Source organism: Myxococcus dinghuensis (genome assembly GCF_024198235.1).
Lineage (GTDB): Bacteria > Myxococcota > Myxococcia > Myxococcales > Myxococcaceae > Myxococcus > Myxococcus dinghuensis.
The window spans coordinates 276,383-295,856 of sequence record NZ_JAKCFB010000002.1 but is presented as its reverse complement, the minus strand read 5'-3'; the positions used below and the strand labels follow the sequence as shown (position 1 = coordinate 295,856).

The 19,474-nt window shown below is 70.7% G+C and carries 15 protein-coding genes; 6 read left to right on the top strand and 9 right to left on the bottom strand.

Annotation, left to right across the window (positions count from 1 at the left end; all coding sequences use genetic code 11):
• The first annotated feature begins 11 nt into the window (after positions 1 to 11).
• Both LZ198_RS03830 and LZ198_RS03825 read left to right on the top strand, forming a co-directional pair.
• The gene (locus LZ198_RS03830) at positions 12 to 2,189 is read left to right on the top strand and encodes a 3-hydroxyacyl-CoA dehydrogenase NAD-binding domain-containing protein (protein WP_253970489.1); all 2,178 of its coding nucleotides are present in this window, start codon (positions 12 to 14) and stop codon (positions 2,187 to 2,189) included.
• 24 nt (positions 2,190 to 2,213) lie between these two features.
• Entirely contained in the window at positions 2,214 to 3,617 is a 1,404-nt protein-coding gene (locus tag LZ198_RS03825; protein WP_253970488.1) for an aldehyde dehydrogenase family protein, read from the top strand.
• A 62-nt stretch (positions 3,618 to 3,679) separates the two neighbouring features.
• Here the strand turns inward: LZ198_RS03825 and roxA are convergent, their stop codons facing one another.
• Positions 3,680 to 5,701, bottom strand: a complete 2,022-nt coding sequence (gene roxA, locus LZ198_RS03820) for a rubber dioxygenase RoxA (protein WP_456094070.1) — start codon at positions 5,699 to 5,701, stop codon at positions 3,680 to 3,682.
• Positions 5,702 to 5,901: 200 nt separating this feature from the next.
• Here roxA and LZ198_RS03815 point away from each other — a divergent pair, with 200 nt between their 5' ends.
• Positions 5,902 to 6,861 carry a hypothetical protein gene (locus LZ198_RS03815; protein ID WP_253970487.1) on the top strand — a complete coding sequence of 320 codons (960 nt, stop codon included), beginning with the start codon at positions 5,902 to 5,904 and terminating at the stop codon, positions 6,859 to 6,861.
• A 39-nt stretch (positions 6,862 to 6,900) separates the two neighbouring features.
• Here LZ198_RS03815 and LZ198_RS03810 read toward each other — a convergent pair whose 3' ends face one another.
• Entirely contained in the window at positions 6,901 to 8,238 is a 1,338-nt protein-coding gene (locus LZ198_RS03810) for a hypothetical protein (RefSeq protein ID WP_253970486.1), read from the bottom strand.
• A 120-nt stretch (positions 8,239 to 8,358) separates the two neighbouring features.
• Entirely contained in the window at positions 8,359 to 8,814 is a 456-nt protein-coding gene (locus LZ198_RS03805) for a carboxymuconolactone decarboxylase family protein (protein ID WP_253970485.1), read from the bottom strand.
• A 210-nt stretch (positions 8,815 to 9,024) separates the two neighbouring features.
• On the opposite strand from LZ198_RS03805, the gene LZ198_RS03800 reads away from it, so the two are divergent.
• A complete protein-coding gene (locus tag LZ198_RS03800) occupies positions 9,025 to 9,906 on the top strand; it encodes a sigma-70 family RNA polymerase sigma factor (RefSeq protein ID WP_253970484.1) in 882 nt (293 codons plus the stop codon).
• Between the two features lie 19 nt (positions 9,907 to 9,925).
• On the opposite strand, the gene LZ198_RS03795 is transcribed toward LZ198_RS03800, so the two are convergent.
• Positions 9,926 to 10,636: a hypothetical protein gene (locus LZ198_RS03795; protein WP_253970483.1), complete on the bottom strand. Its 711-nt coding sequence runs from the start codon at positions 10,634 to 10,636 to the stop codon at positions 9,926 to 9,928.
• 480 nt (positions 10,637 to 11,116) lie between these two features.
• Here LZ198_RS03795 and LZ198_RS03790 point away from each other — a divergent pair, with 480 nt between their 5' ends.
• Positions 11,117 to 13,678 (top strand): M1 family metallopeptidase, encoded by a 2,562-nt coding sequence (locus LZ198_RS03790; RefSeq protein ID WP_323381899.1) that lies wholly within the window; start codon positions 11,117 to 11,119, stop codon positions 13,676 to 13,678.
• A gap of 7 nt (positions 13,679 to 13,685) precedes the next feature.
• On the opposite strand, the gene LZ198_RS03785 is transcribed toward LZ198_RS03790, so the two are convergent.
• The 5 genes from LZ198_RS03785 to LZ198_RS03765 all read right to left on the bottom strand — a co-directional run bounded on the left by LZ198_RS03785 (position 13,686) and on the right by LZ198_RS03765 (position 18,442).
• The gene (locus LZ198_RS03785; RefSeq protein WP_253970481.1) at positions 13,686 to 15,644 is read right to left on the bottom strand and encodes an FUSC family protein; all 1,959 of its coding nucleotides are present in this window, start codon (positions 15,642 to 15,644) and stop codon (positions 13,686 to 13,688) included.
• 236 nt (positions 15,645 to 15,880) lie between these two features.
• Positions 15,881 to 16,384, bottom strand: a complete 504-nt coding sequence (locus LZ198_RS03780) for a YciI family protein (RefSeq protein ID WP_253970480.1) — start codon at positions 16,382 to 16,384, stop codon at positions 15,881 to 15,883.
• An 87-nt stretch (positions 16,385 to 16,471) separates the two neighbouring features.
• The gene (locus LZ198_RS03775) at positions 16,472 to 16,975 is read right to left on the bottom strand and encodes an SRPBCC family protein (protein WP_253970479.1); all 504 of its coding nucleotides are present in this window, start codon (positions 16,973 to 16,975) and stop codon (positions 16,472 to 16,474) included.
• A complete protein-coding gene (locus LZ198_RS03770) occupies positions 16,953 to 17,294 on the bottom strand; it encodes an ArsR/SmtB family transcription factor (RefSeq protein WP_253970478.1) in 342 nt (113 codons plus the stop codon). The genes LZ198_RS03775 and LZ198_RS03770 overlap by 23 nt, the downstream gene beginning before the upstream one ends.
• A 32-nt stretch (positions 17,295 to 17,326) precedes the next feature.
• The gene (locus tag LZ198_RS03765) at positions 17,327 to 18,442 is read right to left on the bottom strand and encodes a serine hydrolase domain-containing protein (RefSeq protein WP_253970477.1); all 1,116 of its coding nucleotides are present in this window, start codon (positions 18,440 to 18,442) and stop codon (positions 17,327 to 17,329) included.
• Between the two features lie 151 nt (positions 18,443 to 18,593).
• Between LZ198_RS03765 and LZ198_RS03760 the strand changes: the two genes are divergently transcribed.
• The gene (locus LZ198_RS03760; protein WP_253970476.1) at positions 18,594 to 19,472 is read left to right on the top strand and encodes an aldo/keto reductase; all 879 of its coding nucleotides are present in this window, start codon (positions 18,594 to 18,596) and stop codon (positions 19,470 to 19,472) included.
• Positions 19,473 to 19,474: the final 2 nt, after the last annotated feature.

Below are 19,474 nucleotides of genomic sequence, written 5' to 3'. Positions count from 1 at the left end.
CGAGCGAAACCATGAGTGACACGAACACCATCCGCTGGGAACGAGACGCCGACGGCATCGTCATCTTGACGCTGGATGACCCGAGCCAGTCCGCCAACACGATGAACGCCGCCTACGTGAAGTCCATGCGGGCGACGGTGGACCGGCTCGTCCGCGAGAAGGCGGACATCACCGGCGTCATCATCACCTCCGCGAAGAAGACCTTCTTCGCCGGCGGCGACCTGAACGACCTGCGCGCGGTGAAGAAGGAGGACGCGAAGCAGGTCTTCGAGCTGGGCCAGGAGATCAAATCCCAGCTTCGCGCCCTGGAGACCCTGGGCAAGCCCGTGGTCGCCGCCATCAACGGCGCGGCGCTGGGCGGCGGCCTGGAGATCGCCCTCGCCTGCCACCGCCGCATCATCGCGGACGTGAAGGGCGCCCAGGTGGGCCTGCCGGAGGTGACGCTGGGCCTGTTGCCGGGCGGCGGCGGCGTGGTGCGCACGGTGCGCATGCTGGGCATCGTGGAGGCGCTGATGCAGGTGCTGCTCCAGGGCCAGCGCTACCGCCCGCACGAGGCCAGGGAGAAGGGCCTGGTCCACGAGGTGGTGGACTCCGTGGAGGCGCTGCTGCCGGCGGCCAGGGCGTGGGTGAAGGCCAACCCCACCGCGCAGCAGCCGTGGGACGCGAAGGGCTACAAGATTCCGGGCGGCACGCCGTCCACGCCCGCGCTGGCGGCCAACCTGCCGGCCTTCCCCGCCAACCTGCGCAAGCAGCTCAAGGGCGCGAACATGCCGGCGCCGCGCGCCATCATGGCCGTGGCGGTGGAGGGCACCCAGGTGGACGTGGACACCGCGTTCACCATCGAGTCGCGCTACTTCACCGAGCTGGTCACCGGCCAGGTCGCGAAGAACATGATCCAGGCGTTCTTCTTCGACATGCAGCACATCTCCTCCGGTGGCGGGCGCCCCAAGGGCTACCCGCAGCACGCCGCGAAGAAGGTGGGCGTGCTCGGCGCGGGCATGATGGGCGCGGGCATCGCGTACGTGTGCGCCAAGGCCGGCATCGACGTGGTGCTCAAGGACGTGAGCCTCGAGGCGGCCCAGAAGGGCAAGGGCTACTCCGTCAAGCTGGTGGAGAAGGCCGTCGCGAAGGGCCGCTCCACGAAGGAGAAGGGGGACGCGCTGCTCGCGCGCATCACCCCCGCCGCGGACCCCGCCGCGCTGGCCGGGTGCGACCTGGTCATCGAGGCCGTGTTCGAGAGCGCGGAGCTCAAGCACAAGGTGTTCCAGGAGATCCAGGGCGTCGTCGCCCAGGACGCGGTGCTGGCGTCCAACACGTCCACGCTGCCCATCACCCTGCTGGCCCAGGGCGTGGAGCGGCAGGGGGACTTCGTGGGCATGCACTTCTTCTCGCCCGTGGACAAGATGCCGCTGCTGGAGCTCATCGCGGGCAAGAACACGAGCGACGCGACGCTGGCGAAGGCCATCGACATCGCGGTGCAGATCGGCAAGACGCCCATCGTCGTCAACGACAGCCGGGGCTTCTTCACCAGCCGCGTCATCGGCACGTTCCTCAACGAGGCCATCGCCATGGTGGGCGAGGGCATCCACCCCGCGTCCGTGGAGCAGGCGGGCCTGCAGGCGGGCTACCCCGCGGCGCCGCTGCAGCTGATGGACGAACTCACCCTGACGCTGCCCCGGAAGATCCGCCAGGAGACGCAGGCCGCGGCGGTGGCGGCGGGCAAGACGTGGGACCCGCACGGCAGCTACCCGGTGGTGGACGCGCTCATCGACACGCACGGCCGCAAGGGCCGCTCCACGGGGGCGGGCTTCTACGACTACGCGGACGGCAAGCGCACCCAGCTCTGGCCGGGACTCGTTCAGCACTACACGAAGCCGGGCTACACCATCCCCTTCGAGGACATGAAGGAGCGCATGCTGTTCGCGGAGGCCATCGACACGGTGCGCTGCTTCGACGAGGGGGTGCTGCGCTCGGCGGCGGACGCCAACATCGGGTCCATCCTCGGCATCGGCTTCCCGGCCTGGACGGGCGGCGTGGCGCAGTTCATCAACGGCTACGAGGGGCCGAGCGGGACGGGACCCAGGGGCTTCGTCAACCGCGCGCGGGAGCTGGCGGCGCGCTACGGCAAGCACTTCCTGCCGCCCGCCTCGCTGGTGGAGAAGGCCGAGAAGGGTGAGTTCTTGAAGTAGTCACTCCCAACGAAGGAGCAGTCCATGGCTCAGGGTGCCCGCCTCTCCGCCGTACCGCCCTCGCTCGACGCGAAGGCGCTCGTCGAGAAACAGCGTGCGTACTTCGAAACCCGCGTGACGCTCCCGCTGCAGTGGCGGCGGGAGCAGCTGGGGGCGCTCGAACGTGTCGCTCGCAAGTACGAGGCGGACATCCTCGCCGCCCTCCGCTCGGACCTGAACAAGAGTCCGGAGGAGGCCTACCTCACGGAGGTGGGGAGCATCTACGGCGAGCTGAAGACCGCCTCGAAGCACGTGAAGTCGTGGATGAAGCCGAGGAAGGGCTCCGCCCCCCTCGTCATCCAGCCGGCGCGGGCCTGGCAGTACTCGGACCCGCTCGGCGTGACGCTCATCATCGCGCCGTGGAACTACCCCTACCAGCTCTCCATCGCGCCGCTCATCGGCGCGCTGGCGGCGGGCTGCACCGCGGTGCTCAAGCCCAGCGAGCTGGCGCCGGCGACGTCCGCGGTGCTGGCGAAGCTGGTGAACGAGGCCTTCCCCCCGGAGGTCGTCTCCGTGGTGGAGGGCGACGCCAATGCGAGCCAGGCGCTGCTCGCCGAGCGCTGGGACCTCATCTTCTTCACCGGCGGCACCCAGGTGGGGCGCGTGGTGGCGGAGGCCGCGGCCAAGCACCTGACGCCCACGGTGCTGGAGCTGGGCGGCAAGAGCCCCTGCATCATCGACCGGAGCGCGGACCTGGAGGTCACCGCGCGCCGCATCGCCTGGGGCAAGTACGTCAACGCCGGCCAGACGTGCATCGCGCCGGACTACGTGCTGATTCCGCCCGACCTCAAGGCGCGCTTCACCGCGCTGGTGCAGAAGTCCGTCCAGGAGTTCTACGGGAAGGACCCGCGCGCCAGCAGCGACTACGGCCGCATCATCAGCACGCGTCACTTCGAGCGCATCAGCGCGCTGGCGAAGGACGGCCAGGTGGCCTTCGGCGGTGAGCGGGACGCGGACAGCCGCTACTTCGCGCCCACCGTCATCACCGACGTGCCGGTGACGAGCCCGCTGATGCAGGACGAAATCTTCGGGCCGCTGCTCCCGCTGGTGGACTGCAACAGCGTGGACGAGGCCATCCGCTTCGTGCGCTCGCGGCCCAAGCCGCTGGCCCTCTACAGCTTCGCCAGCGACGCGGCGGTGAACGAGCGCGTCCTCACGGAGACGTCCAGCGGCGGCGCGGTGACCAACGACGTGTGTGTCCACTTCGCCGTGGAGGGGCTGCCCTTCGGCGGCGTGGGCGAGTCCGGCCTGGGCGGCTACCACGGCCAGGCCAGCTTCGACGCCTTCAGCCACAAGAAGAGCGTGGTGAAGCGGCCCTTCGCGCTGGACATGAAGCTGCGCTACCCGCCGTATTCCGGGAAGCTGGGCCTGTTCAAGCGCTTCCTCTGAGAAGGCCTCCTCCCCGGGTGTGACGGGCCGGCACCGCGCCCGTCACACGGGGAGCCGCGGCGTCAGAGCGTCTTCATGTACTCGATGATGGCCCAGCGCTCGGCGTCCGTGAGCGACTGGGTGAAGTCGTGGCCCTCGTTGCCGAGCCCGTACAGGTGCGAGTTGAAGATCATGCGCGAGCGGATCTGCTTGTTGGTGATGGGCGGCGGGGACTGGTAGGCCAGCGAGTTGTAGTCGGCCACCAGGTTGGCGATGTTCGCGAACAGGATGTCCGGCGTGGCCATCTCCTGGCTGCAGGGGATGAACGGGTCGTTGGCGGGCACGTCGCCGCACGCCAGCTTCGTCACCTTCCAGCCCAGCTTGTCGAAGTCGAACGCCGCGAAGCTGGAGTCATAGCCGGCGTTGGTGCCCAGGATGTTGGTGGACGTCTGCTGGCGCTTCCACACGTTGGGGCGGTCCGAGGGCTTCAGCACGTCCCACAGGGTGGGGATGCTGCCGTTGTGGAAGTACGGCGCGGAGGCCCAGGCGCCGTACAGCGGCGGGGCGACGTAGCCGAAGGGTTGGATCCACTCGTTGGGGCCCACCGGCGAATAGACGGGACCGTCGCCCACGTCATAGGCGCGGCGCGGCACGCGGCGCAGGGCGCTCATGATGATGTCGTCGTAGTACGGCCCATGGTCCGGGTGCTGGTCGTTGTAGCCCAGGAACGAGGTGTTCCACGCCCGGCGCTTGCGCTCGTCCTGCATGAGCTCCTTGCGGGCCGGGTCGGTGCGGATGGTCTCGATGGGGGTGATGACGCCGGCGATGCCCTTGAGGCGCGGGTCCGGCAGGAACGCGGGGTTGGCGGCGTGGCGCGGCGAATAGACGCCGTGGCAGCTCGCGCACGAACCGTTGCCGGCGGCCTTGGGGATGTTGGCGTTGGCGCCGTTGGCCCACAGGTCCCGCTCGTGGAAGAGGATGGCGCCCTGCTCGGCGAGCGCGGTGTTGATGCTCTTGGGGAAGAGGGGCGGCGAGAGGGAGAGGAAGAAGTTGTCGTTGTCCTCGAACTCGATCGTGAGGGCGCGGCGCTTCTCCGGCGAGCGGCCGAGGTTGGCGATGCCGAAGGCCATCTCCGACCGGACGTTGTCGGACGTCAGCGCGCCGTCCCAGAACTGGCGCGTCTTCCACGCGCGGTACCACCAGTTGGGCGCGCGGGACATGCCGCCGGCGTGGGTGGGGAAGTACTCGAGCAGGCTCGGCGCGAGCGCGAGCGAGTCCATGTCGAAGAGGGCGGGCAGCAGGTCCACGATGCCGATGGCGTCGCTGGTGCCACGGCCCACGCTCCAGGGCACGGGGGCCAGGTGGAGGATGTTGCCGATGCCGGTGGAGCGGAAGAAGTCGGACTGGATGAGGCCCGCGTCGATGGCGTCGTTGGAGCGACCCCACACGAAGGCGGCCTCGGACTCCGTGCCCAGGCGCGAATCATGGCAGCCAGAGCACCCGGAGGTGATGTTGCCCGTCCAGCGGCCGTTGTCGTCCTTCTCCTGCATGATGCCCAGCGGGAGCTGACCGCTGCCGCCGTTGGTCAGGTTGGGGTTCTCCCACGGATAGGGATAGGGATTGCGGAAGGGGGCCTTGGTCAGGCCGAAGCGCTTGATGATCTGCTCGTCGAAGTCCGAGGGGCGGATGAGGTAACCCCACAGCGTGAACATGTTGTAGTACGCGAGCGACGTGGTGAACGGCTGGAAGTAGGGGCGCGTCTCGATGTTCGACCGGCCCCGGCTCGCGCTCGCTCGGAACTGCCCACAGGTCGTCGGGTTGGCCGGCAGGTTGGAGACGTAGGGCGCCGGGGACGTGTGCAGGTCCACCCAGTACGCGTTGAACTGCACCGCCGCGCCCGCCTTGTTGACGCCCGGGACGACGAGCGTGCGCGGGTCGACGGGGAGCGGCGTCGAGTCCGGCTTGCCGTCACAGGCCGCCGCGAACGGTGAGCGCTTCGCGGTGCTGTCCAGCAGGGGCAGCGGGTCCGCGGTCGCTCGGGAGACGGACATCGCGACGACGAGGGAACCCGAGAACGCCAAGGTTCGATTCCACCACGGTCTCATGCGTGAATCCCTCCAGGGGGGCTTATTAGCAGGGTGACAACAAGGAGCTATTTAGGCCTGCGGGTGAACCCTCACAATACGCAGCGCGTCAGCGGCGGCTGGTGTGTGCCCCGCAGCGGGGGCGCGGGTTGTGTCACGTGCGTGATACCTCCGAGGTGTGACGCTGGCGCTCCAATCCCTCTCAGGCGTAGCGGGAGGGGATGGCGTCTTCGCGCTCGAAGCGGGGGTGGGTGTTCCTCGTGTTTCCGTGCGTCATCTCCGCCGGGTGTTCGTCGATTCGGCACATCGAACGACGCGGCGCGGAGTCGGACTACTGCGCCCCGGCGCAGCCGGTCCGGTACGAGGCGTGGCGGACGGAGGCGTTGGCCAGGCCGTTCGAGGTGTCGGAGGGGCTGCGGCGGCGCTTCACCCGGCAGGATCTGCTCCTGGCGCACGTGGCGGGGGTGATGGGCGCGCTGGAGGCGCTGGAGCGGACGGGGGAGGGGCCGGACACCCTGGCGCGGCGCGACGTGCTGCTGGGCGAGGTGGAGCTGCGGCTGCTGCTCTTCTCGACGGCGCTCTCCAGCGTGGCCGCGGAGCTGGACTGCGAGGTGAAGCGCACCGGGCAGGTGGCGAGCCTGCTCGGCGGAATGGAATCACGGAATCAGACGCTGCTCACCGTCTCCTCCATCGTGGTGGGGTCCCTGGCGACCATCGCCACCGCCATCTCCAACGACGACACGGCCAACGACATCATCGACATCACGGGCGGCGCGGCGAGCGCGGGCCTGGGAATCGCCGCGCTGGTCTTCTCTCCCTCCATCCAGTTCGACCACCCCCGCAACCTGCTCGCGGACGTGTGGCGACAGCCGGTGCACTCCGAGGACTTCCCCCCGGCCCTCTGGTACGTGCTGCGCCACAAGGACTTCAGCAACGAGCAGCGCCACTCCATCGCGCACAACGTCCGTTCCCGGTGGATTGCCTTCGGCTATGTGGAGGCGGATGGCGCGGGGCCCTTCTTCGGCGCGGGGGGGCGCTACGACCATGACGCGCTGCGCACGCGGACCAACATGCTCGGGGAGCTCCAGGCCGCGGTGCGGCTCATCGATCAGAACCTCCTGGCGCTGTTGACGAAGGTCGCGACGACCTGGGGCCAACCCTCGGGAGAGCGGCTCCCCTGAGGCGTGGCGGAGGCGGAGGCGCGCCCCCCGGGGGGCGCGTCACTGCCGCCCGAGCGTCGTCACGAGGTTGCCCGTCTTCGCGTCGAAGACGTACAGCGAGCGCCGATGCGGGACGTAGAGGCGGTCCTTGTTCCACCACAGCCCGGTGGGCTTCCCCGCGTGTCGCGTCCCGGGGATGGCCACGTCCCACTCCGCGGCGCCCGTCCGGGCATCCCGGCGGATGAGCTGGAGGCCGCCCTCCACCAGCTCGTAGGCGACGAAGACGGCGTCCTCGGAGATCTCGACGAGCGCGGGCTCGAAGTCGCGGACGCTCGTGGCGGACAGCTCCGAGACGAGGCCGTGCCAGAGCGGCTGCTTCCCCGCGCGCTGGAACACCGCGGCCATGGGGACGCGCGTGCCAGGACTCTGGTGGCCGATGACCAGCTCGAGGTCATGGGCCTTGTAGACCTTGTTGGCCTTGAACCCGCGGATGGCGGGCACGTGGCGCGCGAGCGTGCAGGGGGGATGGCCTTCCTCGTCCTGGATGGGCTCGCAGCTCCCGTCCTTCCAGGCCTGGGACCGGCAGTTGGCGGGCGTCTGCTTCGCGGGCAGGGCGGTGCCCGTCTTCGTGTCGACCAGGAGGTCGCGCCCGTCCACGACCTCGACCCAGACCGACACGGAGTCCCCCTGGGGGATGCAGAGGCGGCCCGGCGCGTCCGACAGGGGGATGCGCCCCAGCCGCTTCCCGGTGGCCAGTTCGAGGAGGGCCACCTCGCCGTGGTTGCTGGCCAGGAGCCGCTCACCCTGGCGGATGAGCCGCGTGGGGGGCGTGGTGTGGGGATTGGCGCTTTCGATGGGGGATTCCCACAGCAGCTCGAACGAGACGCCATCGAACGCGACCACCCGGTAGGCATATTCGGTGTCGGAGCCTCCAAGGGGGCGGTGCGAGGTGAAGGCGACGCCGATGATGTCGTCCGTCCCGTCACCGGTGATGTCCACCACGACGGGCGGGACCTGGGGACGCCAGTCGTAGGTCTCCTTCGACGGCGGTGGCGGGACGGGCGGCGCGGGGGGCGGCTGGGGCGTCGGGGGCTGGGTGGGCTCCGGCGGTGGCGTGTACGTCGGGGCGGAGGGGGCCGGGTCGGAGGGGGACGCCGACAGCACGAGGGCGGCTCCCCCGCCCATGAAGAGGACTGCGGACAACGCGACCCAGAAGACGATCATCGTCTTCTGGCTCTGCGCCGTGCCCGCCGCATAGAGGGGGCGTGGTGCCTGCTCTCCCCGCGTATCGATGGAGGCGTTGCAGTAGTGGCAGGTGTACAGCACCTGCGCGGGCTCCAACGTGAACGGGGCGTTGCAGCGCGGGCAGCGGGGAGACGTCGGTTGGGCGCGAGCCATACGACGTTCTACCATCGGCGCCCCATGCCTCCGACGCCTTGCGCCCGGGGCCCCGGCGTTCTTCCTCCCTGGCAATTCGAGAGGGGGCCACCGAGCCCCGGAGGCGCGGCGACGAGGGCTTCAGCGGAACGAGCCCGCGACCTGCCGCGTGGCCACGTTGAGGCGGTTCCACAGGTTGACGTGGGCGATGGTCACGAGCAGCGCCGCGAGCGCGCGTTCATCGAAGTGGCGCGCGGCCTCCTGCCAGAGCGCGTCGGGGACGGCGTCCGACGTGTCGCTCAGGCGGGTGACGGCCTCGGTGAGGGCGAGCGCGGCGCGCTCCGCGTCCGTGAACCAGGGGGCTTCGCGCCAGGCGCCCACGGCGTGGATGCGTTGGTTCGACTCGCCGCCCTTCTCGAGGGCGTGGGCGTGCATGTCGACGCAGAGGCTGCACCCGTTGATTTGACTGGCGCGCAGGTTGACCAGCTCCAGGGTCCGCTGGGGCACGCCGCCCTGGGCCACGGAGGCGCCCAGCGCCTGGAGGGCCTTCATGGTGTCGGGGATGAGCATGGCGGGGTGCTTCATTCGGGCTTGCATGGGTGTGTCCTTCGTCACGGAGTGAGGTGCTTCACCGGCGTGACGAAATGGGGCGCGGACCTGTGACTGGAACCCGCGAGGCCGGTCCTCGCGCGAGCGGGCAAGGGGGGCGTCCAGCGGCCTTGGCCGGGCTTTCTTCGGTGGGCTGTCACACCGGCCGGAATCGTTTCGTCACCGCCGCGAGGAAATCCGTGCGAGGAGACGGGCGCGATGGACGAACGAGACTGGCGGGCGGAGCGGTTCGAGGAGCATCGGGCGCACCTGCGCTCGGTGGCCTTCCGGATGCTGGGGTCCCGGAGCGAGGCGGAGGACGCGGTCCAGGAGGCCTGGTTCCGGCTGAGCCGCGCGGACGCGCGGGGCGTCGACAACCTGGGCGGGTGGTTGACCACGGTGGTCTCCCGCGTGTGCCTGGACATGCTGCGTTCGCGCAAGGCACGACGCGAGGAGCACCTGGGGTTGCAGGTGCCGGAGCCGCTCCTGCGGGAGGCCGGTGTCGGTCCCCCTCCGGTCGAGCGGGAGGTGGAGCTGGCGGACTCCGTGGGGGCCGCGTTGCTGGTGGTGCTGGAGACGATGGCTCCCGCCGAGCGGCTCGCCTTCGTGCTCCACGACTTGTTCGCGGTGCCCTTCGAGCAGATCTCCCACATCCTCGGGCGGACACCGGAGGCGGTGCGTCAGTTGGCGAGCCGGGGCCGTCGCCGGCTCCAGGGCGAGGCGCCCGCTCCGGAGGTCGAGGAGGGGGCCCAGCGGGTGCTGGTCTCCGCCTTCCTCACGGCCGCTCGCGAGGGGAACTTCGAGGCCCTGCTGTCGGTGCTGGCCCCGGACGTCGTGCTGCGTGCCGACAGCGCGGCGGTCCTGTCCGGCGCGCCGGCGGAGCTGCGCGGGGCGGACGCCGTGGCCCGCATGTTCAATGGCGGCGCGCGTGGGGCTCGGCTCGCCCGGGTGGACGGTGTGGTGGGGGTGATGTGGTCTCCGGGGGGCGGGCCGCTGCGCGGGGTCATCCACCTCACGATGGAGGCGGGGCGCATCCGCGCGCTCGAGCTGGTCGGAGACCGCGCCCAGCTCGAGCGGTTCATCCTCGAGCCCCTGGAGTGAGCCAGGGGCGTGGGCGGCTTCAGCGCGTGTCGACCACCTGGCTGGCCGGCGTGCGGCACTGCTCCAGCAGCCGCTTCTTCTCCACGGCGCTGGAGGTGGCCCAGGCCGGATGCTCCGAGGCGACGCAGGCGGGCTTCGCCGCCTCGGCGGCCGCCTCCGCCTTCCGGGCGACCATCGCGCCGGGTCCGTCCGGCTGGCCCAGCTCCATCTCCAGCATGACGCCGCGGATGATCTCCGCCTCGTCCTTGCCGGTCATCTGGTCCCGCCCCTGCCACATGGAGCCGGCGTAGACGTCATCCCCACACGCCGGCACCCAGGTGGGGGCGTCGGTGCTGCAGACGATGCGCCCATCCATGGAGGGCTTGCCATGGAAGAGCACCTGGGTGACGCCGTCCTCCTTGGGCGCGAAGCGCGCGAAGACAGCGGACCCCACTGAATTCGTGCTGCCGAAGACGAAGGCGTCTCCGCCCGTCACGGTGGTCAGGTCGGTGCGCTTCCCCTTGAAGGTGTAGACGAGGCTCCCGTCCTTGAGGGCCTGCTTGCTCGTCATGTTGAGGCCGCGCTTGCTCAGCAGCTCCGCGACGCGGCGCGCCGCATCGTCCACTCCTCCTTGGAGGAAGACCTCGGAGTCCTTCGCGGCCAGGTGGGTGGCGCTGCTGGACCGGATGCTGGTGGTGCAACCACTGCTCAGCGACACCACCACCGCGAGGAGCCAAGTCTGCTTTGTCATGCGGTGGCACACTAGCAACCTCCATTCCAACACACCCGATGTTCCCGCGCGCGGTGCTGTCTGGCTTCCGTGCACCCAACTGCCTGGGGTTGTTCGGGGCCGAGGGCGGGTGTGTCGACCCTGCCGCCGCGTGGGCATGCAGACTCCGCATCGATTTGCGGAGATTGCACTCGGGAGTGATGACGGGGTGGGGCGGACGTCTGTGATGGGCGTGCGGGCTCGCGTGTCCGGCTTCGGGAAGCCATTCCCAGGGGTGGACAGGTCCGTTCATCGGCGAGTGAGTGATTTCATGGGGTTGTCACCTGTGGCACGTGGCGTATCCCTTGCTCTCGCGCTCGGGCCATGACTTCGCTCGGACGCCTCATCCTGCTCCTCCCGCTCCTGGCCGCGTGTCGCGCGAACCCAGGCATCGCTCCCTCAGGCCCCTCCGCTCCGGTGCCCTCCCCGCGCGTGGAGCAGGCTCCGCCCGCTGTCCCGCGCTTGCGATTGCCCGAGGGGATTCGCCCCACGGGCTACGCGGCCGAGCTGACGGTGGACCCCAGGTCGCCGGTCTTCGCGGGCGTCATCGACATCGACCTGGAGGTGACGGCGCCCACCTCCGTGCTCTGGCTCCACGGCGTGGCGCTGACGGTGAAGGAGGCCACGCTCGCGCAGGAGGGCCGGACGCGGCCCGTGACGCTGGCGAAGGTGGAGGAGCCCTGGCTGGGATTCACGGTGGATTCGCCTCTCGCCGTCGGCCCCGCGAAGCTGCGGCTCGTCTACGAAGGCACGCTCTCGACGCAGGAGATCCACGGCGCGTTCCGGGTGAAGGAGGGGGAGGATTGGTATGTCTATACCCAGTTCGAGCCCCTGGGCGCGCGGCGGGTGTTCCCGTCCTTCGACGAGCCGTCCTTCAAGGTGCCCTGGCAGCTCACCTTGCGCGTGCCCGCCGGGGTCGAGCCCGTGTCGAACACGCCCGTGGTCCGCGAGACGGCGGAGCCCGACGGTGGGCGGAAGGTCCAGTTCGCGCGGACGCAGGCCCTGCCCACCTACCTCATCGCCTTCGGCGTGGGGCCCTTCGACATCGTGGACGCGGGGACCTCCGGGCGTCAGCACGTGAAGACCCGCGTCATCACCCCGCGAGGACGCGGCGCGGAGGGGGCCTTCGCGGTCCAGGTGACGCCGGAGCTGCTCGCGCGGCTGGAGGACTACTTCGGGTCGCCCTTCCCCTACGAGAAGCTGGACCTGATGGCGATGTCGCTCCACGTCGGCGCCATGGAGCACCCGGGCCTCATCACCTTCCATTCCAACATCCTGTTGGCCAGGCCGGAGGACGACACCCCCGAGCGCCAGCGCAACTTCGCCAACATCCAGGCCCACGAGCTGGGGCACCAGTGGTTCGGCAACGTCGTCACGATGCGCTGGTGGGACGACCTCTGGCTCAACGAGTCCTTCGCGTCCTGGATTGCGTTCCGCACCGTGGAGGCCTGGCGGCCGGAGTGGGAGGCCGGGCTCGACCAGATGAAGGTCCGCTCGCGCGCGCTGCGCAGTGACCGGCTGGTGTCCGCGCGTCGGATGCGCCAGCCCATCGATGGCTCGGATGACATCCAGAACGCCTTCGACGGAATCACCTATGGCAAGGGCAGCGCGGTGCTCACCATGTTGGAGGAGTGGCTGGGCCGCGACGTGTTCCGCCGGGGCGTGCAGCGCTACATCCGGGCCCATGCGGGAGGCAACGCCACGGCCGAGGACTTCCTGGCGGCGCTCTCCGCGGAGGCGGGGCGGGACGTGGCCCCCGTGGTCGGCAGCTTCATCGACCAGGGCGGCGCGCCGCTCATCTCCGCCTCGCTGGACTGCGCGGGCGCGGTGCCGAAGGTGAAGCTGTCGCAGCGTCGCTACCTGCCGCTCGGCTCGACGGGCGCCGCCGCGCGGACGTGGCGCGTGCCGTTGTGCCTCAAGTATGGCGTGAAGGGGCAGACGCTCCGCGCGTGCACGCTGCTGGAGCAGCCGGAGGCGGAGCTGGCGCTGCCGGAGGCGAAGTCGTGCCCCACGTGGCTCTATCCGAACGCGGAGGGCGCGGGCTACGTGCGGGTGCACGTCACGGGGCCCGCGTGGAAGGGGCTCGTGTCGGAGGGACTGGGGAAGCTGTCCCGCACCGAGCGGGTGGCGCTGCTCGGTGACGCCCAGGCGCTCGCGGAGGCGGGCACGCTGCCGGTGTCGGAGGCGCTGGCCCTGCTCGGGCGCTTCAAGGATTCGGAGCCCCTGGAGCTGTTGGCCTCGCTCTCCCTGCTGGACCTGGCCCGTCCCACGCTGCTCTCCGAGGACGGGTGGACCCACCGGGCCCGCCTGATGCGGAGCCTCTATGGCGCCCGGGCCCTGAAGCTGGGGCTCGCTCCCGCGAAGGGAGACTCGGAGGAGGTCCGGATGCTCCGGGCGCGGCTGACGTGGCTGGTGGGGCGCGACGGCGGGGATGCGAAGCTCGGCGCCCAGGCGCTCGCGCTGCTGGAGCGGTGGCTCGTGGACCGCGCGTCCGTCGACCCGGAGATGGTGGACTCCATCTTCGCCATCGCCGGGCCTCGTGTGGACGCGTCCCTCCACGGGCGGTTGCTCGCGGCGGCGCGCGCCGAGAAGGACCGGGTGGTGCGCAACCAGCTCCTCCAGGCCCTGGGGCGTGTCACGGACCCGGCGCTGGTGGCGACCCAGTTGCCGGTGTTGCTGCTGTCGGACGACTTCGACCCCCGGGAGACGTTGTTCTCCGTCATCGCCTTCAGCTCCTCGGACCCGCGCACGCGCGGCACCGTCGTCGACTTCGTGAAGGCGCACTACGACGCCCTGGCCGCGAGGCTCCCCTCGGAGCTGGTGCGCTCCCTGGCCTACACCGTGGAGGGCGCCTGCGACGCGAAGACGCGCCAGGGCGCGGCTGATCTCTTCACCGAGCGCACCCCCCACGCCCCGGGCGGCGCGCGGGTGCTGGCCCAGATCCTGGAAGGCATCGACGTGTGTCTGGCCTTCCGGAACGCGCAGCAGGCGGACCTGGAGCGCTACCTGTCCACCCGACGCTGACCTCCCGTCAGGCCCTGGCCAGGGCGCGGGGCCCCGGCTTCGCGGTGAGCCCCGTCGAGGTCAGCAGGCCCTGGCTCTCCGCGAGCGCGTCCGTGGCCGCCTCGATGGCCCGTCGCGCCGGGCCCGCTTCCGTGTGGGCGACGAGGGCGGACAGCTCCGCGGCGACACGCTCGGGCTCGCGGGCGAGCCGCGCGAGCGTCCGCAGGGCCTCCTCCGTGGCGTGTCTTGGTCCAGGGGCCAGGGCCGCGGAGGTGGCGAGCGTGCGAAGCCGGGTGATGGCGTCGCCCAGGTTGAGCGTCGCGAGCAGGCCGTCCAGCCCTTCGCGGCCGAGCTGACCGGCCCGCCCGAGGTGTTGCAGCAGCCGCAAGAGCTGGCGCGCGGTGTCGGCCTGCCAGGCCTGGAGGTTGGCGGCGCTGCCCCGCGTGAGCAGCCGCTCCAGCTCGTCGCGCACGCGCAGCGCGGCGCCCCGGGCCTGCCGTTCGGAGTCTCGCGGCAGGAAGACGAAGCCGGCGCTGACGAGCCCCGCGGCCAGCACCAGCGCCGCGCCCCCGCCGAGGATGGCGCTGGCGCCCGCGGCCGGCATCCCCGCCTGGCTCGCGAGCAGGAAGCACATGTTGCCGTCGATGGCGGGGAGGGCCGTGCGCGCCGCCGTGCGCGCGACCGCCCCGAGGAGCAGGAAGGGGAGCACGGAGAGCGCCAGCGCCAGCGGGGTCGTGAGGTGCGGTTGGATGAGGAAGCGGTAGAGCGTCGCGAACAGGACGCCCGTGCACACGCCGAGGAACAGCAGGGGCGCGACCTTCTGTGGCATCGCCATGGAGCCGAGCACGATGCAGAAGATGCAGATGCCCAACGCGCCGAGACCGACGGGGGCGAGGCCCGAGGCCGTGCCCAGGCTCCCCGCGACGAGGGTGGCCAGGCCCGCGACGAGCGCCGTGCGTCGAGCCAGGGACCAGTCCCGATGGGGCGCGAGCGCCAGGGCGCGTGCGTCCCCCGGCGGACGCTCGCCGCCGGGCGCGTGGCCTCCGAACAGGGCGCGCTCCGCGTCCGCCAGCTCCTGGACGGATTGGCGCAGGCGCGTCAGCTCGGGGCCTTCGCCCGCCTCGGCGAGGCGTGACGAGAGGGCCTGTCGGGCTCCGGTCGCGAGGCGCTCCGCCAGGGTGGCGAGGGTCGCGGCGAGTTCCGGGGGAGGTGCCTCGCCCCTGCGCACCCGGGCCTGCACCGCCTTCGCGGCGGCCATCACGGAGAGCGACGCGGCGACGAGCGCCTCGACGTGGCGCAGCCGACGGTAGCCCTCGATGGAGCCCGCGGAGACGAGGCTGGAGGAGGCGTCGACGTCGCTCAGCTCGACGAGGATGCGTCGCTCGACGTCCTCGAGCGCCTTGGGGGCGAGGGGCGCGAGGCTGCGCGCCGCGAAGGTGACGGCCTCGCTCGCGAGCTTCTGGACGCGGCCATAGAAGTCCTCGCGTCGTGCCTCCGGGGTGAAGAGGCCGGTGACGAGCGTGACGACCAGGACGCCAATCAGCGTGCACGCGATGCGGGCCAGCGCGAGCTCCAGCGAGTGGCTGGGAGCGAAGAGCGAGGGCAGCACGACGATGGCCGCCGTCATGCCCGCCATCATCGCGCCGTAGGATTGGACACCTCGCAGCACGTGGGTGAGGCCGGCGCCGAGCGCCACCACCCCGCCGAGGCCGAGCAACTGGAGATAGGGGTTGTCCACCGCGTGCAGGATGGCGAGCCCCAGGCCCGCGCCCAGCAGCGTCCCGACGACCCGGTAGAAGCCTCGCTCCAGCATCAGCCCCCGCGAGGGCTGGGCGACGACCCAGACGGGCATCGCGGCCCAGTACGGGTTGGGCACGTGCAGCAGCACGGCGATGACGAAGGCGAGCCAGGCGGCGAGCGCCAGGCGCAGGGCGTGCGCCACCCGGGCTCGGTCGAGTCCCAGGGGCGATGACTCGGGGGCGGACATTCGCGGTTCACATCCTCCGGGGCCAGAGATGCAATCCGGCCCCAGCCGGTCAAGCACGCCAGCTCCCCGCCCAGACGCGCGCGTGCTCGCGGGTAGAAGCCAGGGTGCTGCGCCTTGCGTCGGGCGCGCCGGATCCCCCGAAAGGTAGGCAAACGGGTCGGAGGTGGCGACCGGGGCGAGGAGGCTGCCCGCTCTCCGGGTGCCCGCCCGCCCCGCGACCGACGTACCAGGAGGCGTCAGCGGGGCGCGGGGGCGGCGGGCGGGGCCCAGGGGCGGACCTCGATCTCCGAACCAAACCGGGTGGCGGGGTGGGAGCCGGCGACCTGGGCCGCCTCCTCGAGACTCCGGGCCTGGAGGAACAACAGGGCCGTGACGGGCCACGCGCCGTCGTCGACGCGTGATTGGCCGCCGGGGCGCGCCACGTCGGGCGCGAGGATGCGGGGCTCGAGCGCGTGGCCCGCGGCGTTCTGGGCCCGGGCCCACGTGGCGACCTCCGCCTGGCGGAGCGCCTTGTCCGCCTCCGACAGCGGGTGGGGGTTCTGGCGGAAGAGGATGACGAAGGTGTCCATGGTCGGGTCCGTGGTGTCGGGGTTCGAGGACGTCGCGGCGGAATGCGCGCAGCCCGCGCTGGCGACGAGGGTGAGCAGCGCGAGCGTCACGAGGCCGCCGCTCCCCGGATGGGCGGAGCGGGGCCTGCCCGTTGGAGACGGGACGTCACGGACGGGGATGGGATGGGGCATGGGGGCGTCCTGGTGTGCGGCACGCGCCGGGATGGCGATGCCTGCGCTGACGTGTACCGAGGACGCTTCGAGCGGGCTTGGACGAATTCAGTGCAGCGAGGCGACGAGGTCGTCGAGCTGGTTCATCGTCTCGCGCATGCCGTGCTCCATGCCGGCGGCGATGGTGGCGTCGCGGGCCTCCTTCGTCGGGTACAGCTCGTGGGAGCGCAGGCGCGTCTTGCCCTCGTGCTCCTCGAAGGTGACGGTGATGAGCAGGGGCGAGTCGGGGAAGGGCTCGAAGATCTGCGTGTAGACGAGCCGGGTGTAGCGGTTGATTTCGACGTACTTGCCGTTGAAGCCGATTTCATTGCCCTCGGCGCGCAGCACGTAGCGATAGGCGCCGCCCACCTGGACGTCGGCGCGACACTCCACGATTTCGACGCAGCGGGACTTCGGGGCCCACCAACGCTTGACGAACTCGGGCTGGGTCCAGGCTTCGAAGACGAGGCGGGGCGGCGCGCGGAACGTGCGGGTGAGCACGATTTCGCGATCCGAAGGCGTCGTCATGGCGGTGTCGTGCAGGGGGAACTCAGTGCCTCGGTTTTCGGCCATGGGGCTTCTCCTTCTGCTGGAGCTCCTCGAGGAGCTCGTCCATTGCATCGAAGCGCGCGTCCCAGAGCTGGCGATAGCGCTCCAACCATTCGTGCAGCTCGCGCAACGGCTGCGCGCGCAGTTCGTAGAGCCGCTGCTGGGCACGAGGTTGCACCTCGACCAGCCCCGCCTCCTTCAAGACCTTCAGGTGCTTGGAGACCTGGGGCTGATTGAGGTGGAGCTGCTCACCGATGTCACTCACCGGTCGAGCCCCGGAGCGCAGCAGCTCGACGATGCGGAAACGGTTGGGTTCGGCCAGCGCCGCGAACGTCTCGAACATGGCCGATATATTCCTGATTGGATATATTCCTGTCAAGGAATGTTCGAGGCGTTGCGCGCGGCCATCAACCTCACCCAGAACTCCTCGTCGAAGTCGGAGAGGGTCTCCGCCGTGCGGGTCCCGGCCTGGGCGCCGATGCGCGTCACCACGAGCCCGAGCGCGCGGCTCACGTAGACCTTCTGGTCATCCTTCCCCAGCGCCGCGAACAGGTCCTGGGGCGCGCTGGGGATGAGGGGGCCGTCGATGCGCGCGCTCAGGGGCGGAATCAGCGCGAACTGCTGGCCATTGAGCCAGAACAGCCGGCCGTAGGAGGGGTTGAGGGATTGCGAGGGCGCCGTCGCCGCGGCGAGCCACGTGGCCGGCGCGACGCGTGTCCCGTTCCACAGGCCGTTCGCCAGCGTCAGCAGGCCGAAGCGCGCCAGGTCCCGGGCGTTCATCTCCAGCCCCCACAGCGGCAGCCCCTTGCTGTCCGTGTCCGCGCGCTGGCTCCACTGGCTGTGGGTCGCTCCCACCGGTTGGAAGAGCCACGCCCGGGAGAGCGTGTCGATGTCCAGGCCCGTGCGCCGCTCCAGGACGAGCCGCAGGCGGTGGTAGGCGTCGTTGTTGTAGAGCCACTTCGTCCCCGGCGCCGCGTCGTACTGGAGCGACGTGTCCAGGCCGCTCGTCATCGTCAGCAGGTGACGGAGCGTGACGCGCGCCTCCAGCAGCGGGCCCGTGTTGGACCACCCCACGCCGAGGAGGCTGGTGACGGACTGGTCCAGCGTGAGCAACTGCTTGTCCACCGCGATTCCCACCAGCACCGACACGACGCTCTTCTGCGCGGAGGCGATGTCGCGCATGAAGTTCGGGGTCGCGGCCCAGTAGCGCTCCGCGAGGAGCCGGCCGTCCTGGAGGATGACGAGCCCCCGCGTCTGTCGCGAGCCCGCGAAGTCCAACGCCGCGTTCAGCTTCGCCACGTCCCAGCCCGCGGTGGCCGGGTCCACCGTGGGCCAGCTCGCGTCGTCCTGGGGGAACACGAGCCCGGCAGAGAGCGCGTGCTCCTCCGGAGACGTCGTGGGGGTGGGGGCCTTTGCGTCCTCGACGGGCGCGGGCGCACAGGAACACCAGAGGACACAGGTCAATGACAGCAACAGGGAGCGGGTGGTCATCCCGTCCTCAACCCGGTCCCCGGTGAAAAGTCGCGCTCCCGGGAATATCCGCTGGCGCCGGGGCCGTGATGACCCTCCGCGTGAGGACGCGCGAAACGCGGTGCCCCTCGTTAGGACACGCCCCACCTTTCGTCCCAGGAGGACTCACGTCATGAGCGGCACCTCATCGCGTCCCGTCGAAAAGAGTGGAACCTTCAAGCTGGGCGGCGACCTGCCCATCCACCGCCTGGGCTATGGCGCCATGCAGCTCACCGGCCCCGGAATCTGGGGGCCACCCAAGGACCGGGCGGAGGCCGTGCGCGTGCTGCGCCGCGCGGTCGAGTTGGGCGTGGACTTCATCGACACCGCGGACTCCTACGGCCCCTACGTCAGCGAGGAGATCATCGCGGAGGCGCTCCACCCGTATCCCAAGGGGGTGGTGGTGGCGACCAAGGCGGGGCTCGTGCGCACGGGGCCCAACCAGTGGTTCCCCGTGGCCGCGCCGAAGTACCTGCGCCAGGAGCTGGAGATGTCGCTCCGGCGGCTGAAGCTGGAGCGCATCGACCTGTACCAGCTCCACCGCATCGACCCGAAGGTCCCCGTGGAGGAGTCGCTCGGCGAGCTGAAGGCCCTCCAGAAGGAGGGGAAGATCCGCCACATCGGCTTGTCGGAGGTGGGGGTGGCGGAGATCGAGCAGGCGCGGAAGGTGGTGGACGTCGTCTCCGTGCAGAACCGCTACAACCTCACCGACCGCGTGCACGAGCAGGTGCTCGACTACTGCGAACGGGAGAAGCTGGGCTTCATCCCCTGGTTCCCCCTGGCCACGGGAGGGCTGGCGAAGCCCGGGAGTCCCCTGGACTCGGTGGCGAAGAAGCACCAGTCGACGCCCGCGCAGATCGCCCTCGCCTGGCTGCTGGCGCGCTCGCCGGTGATGCTGCCCATCCCCGGCACCTCGTCCGTGAAGCACCTGGAGGAGAACCTCGCGGGCGCCGAGCTGAAGCTCGACAAGAGCGAGCTGGCCGCGGTCGACGCCCAGGCCTCGGGGCGCTGAGC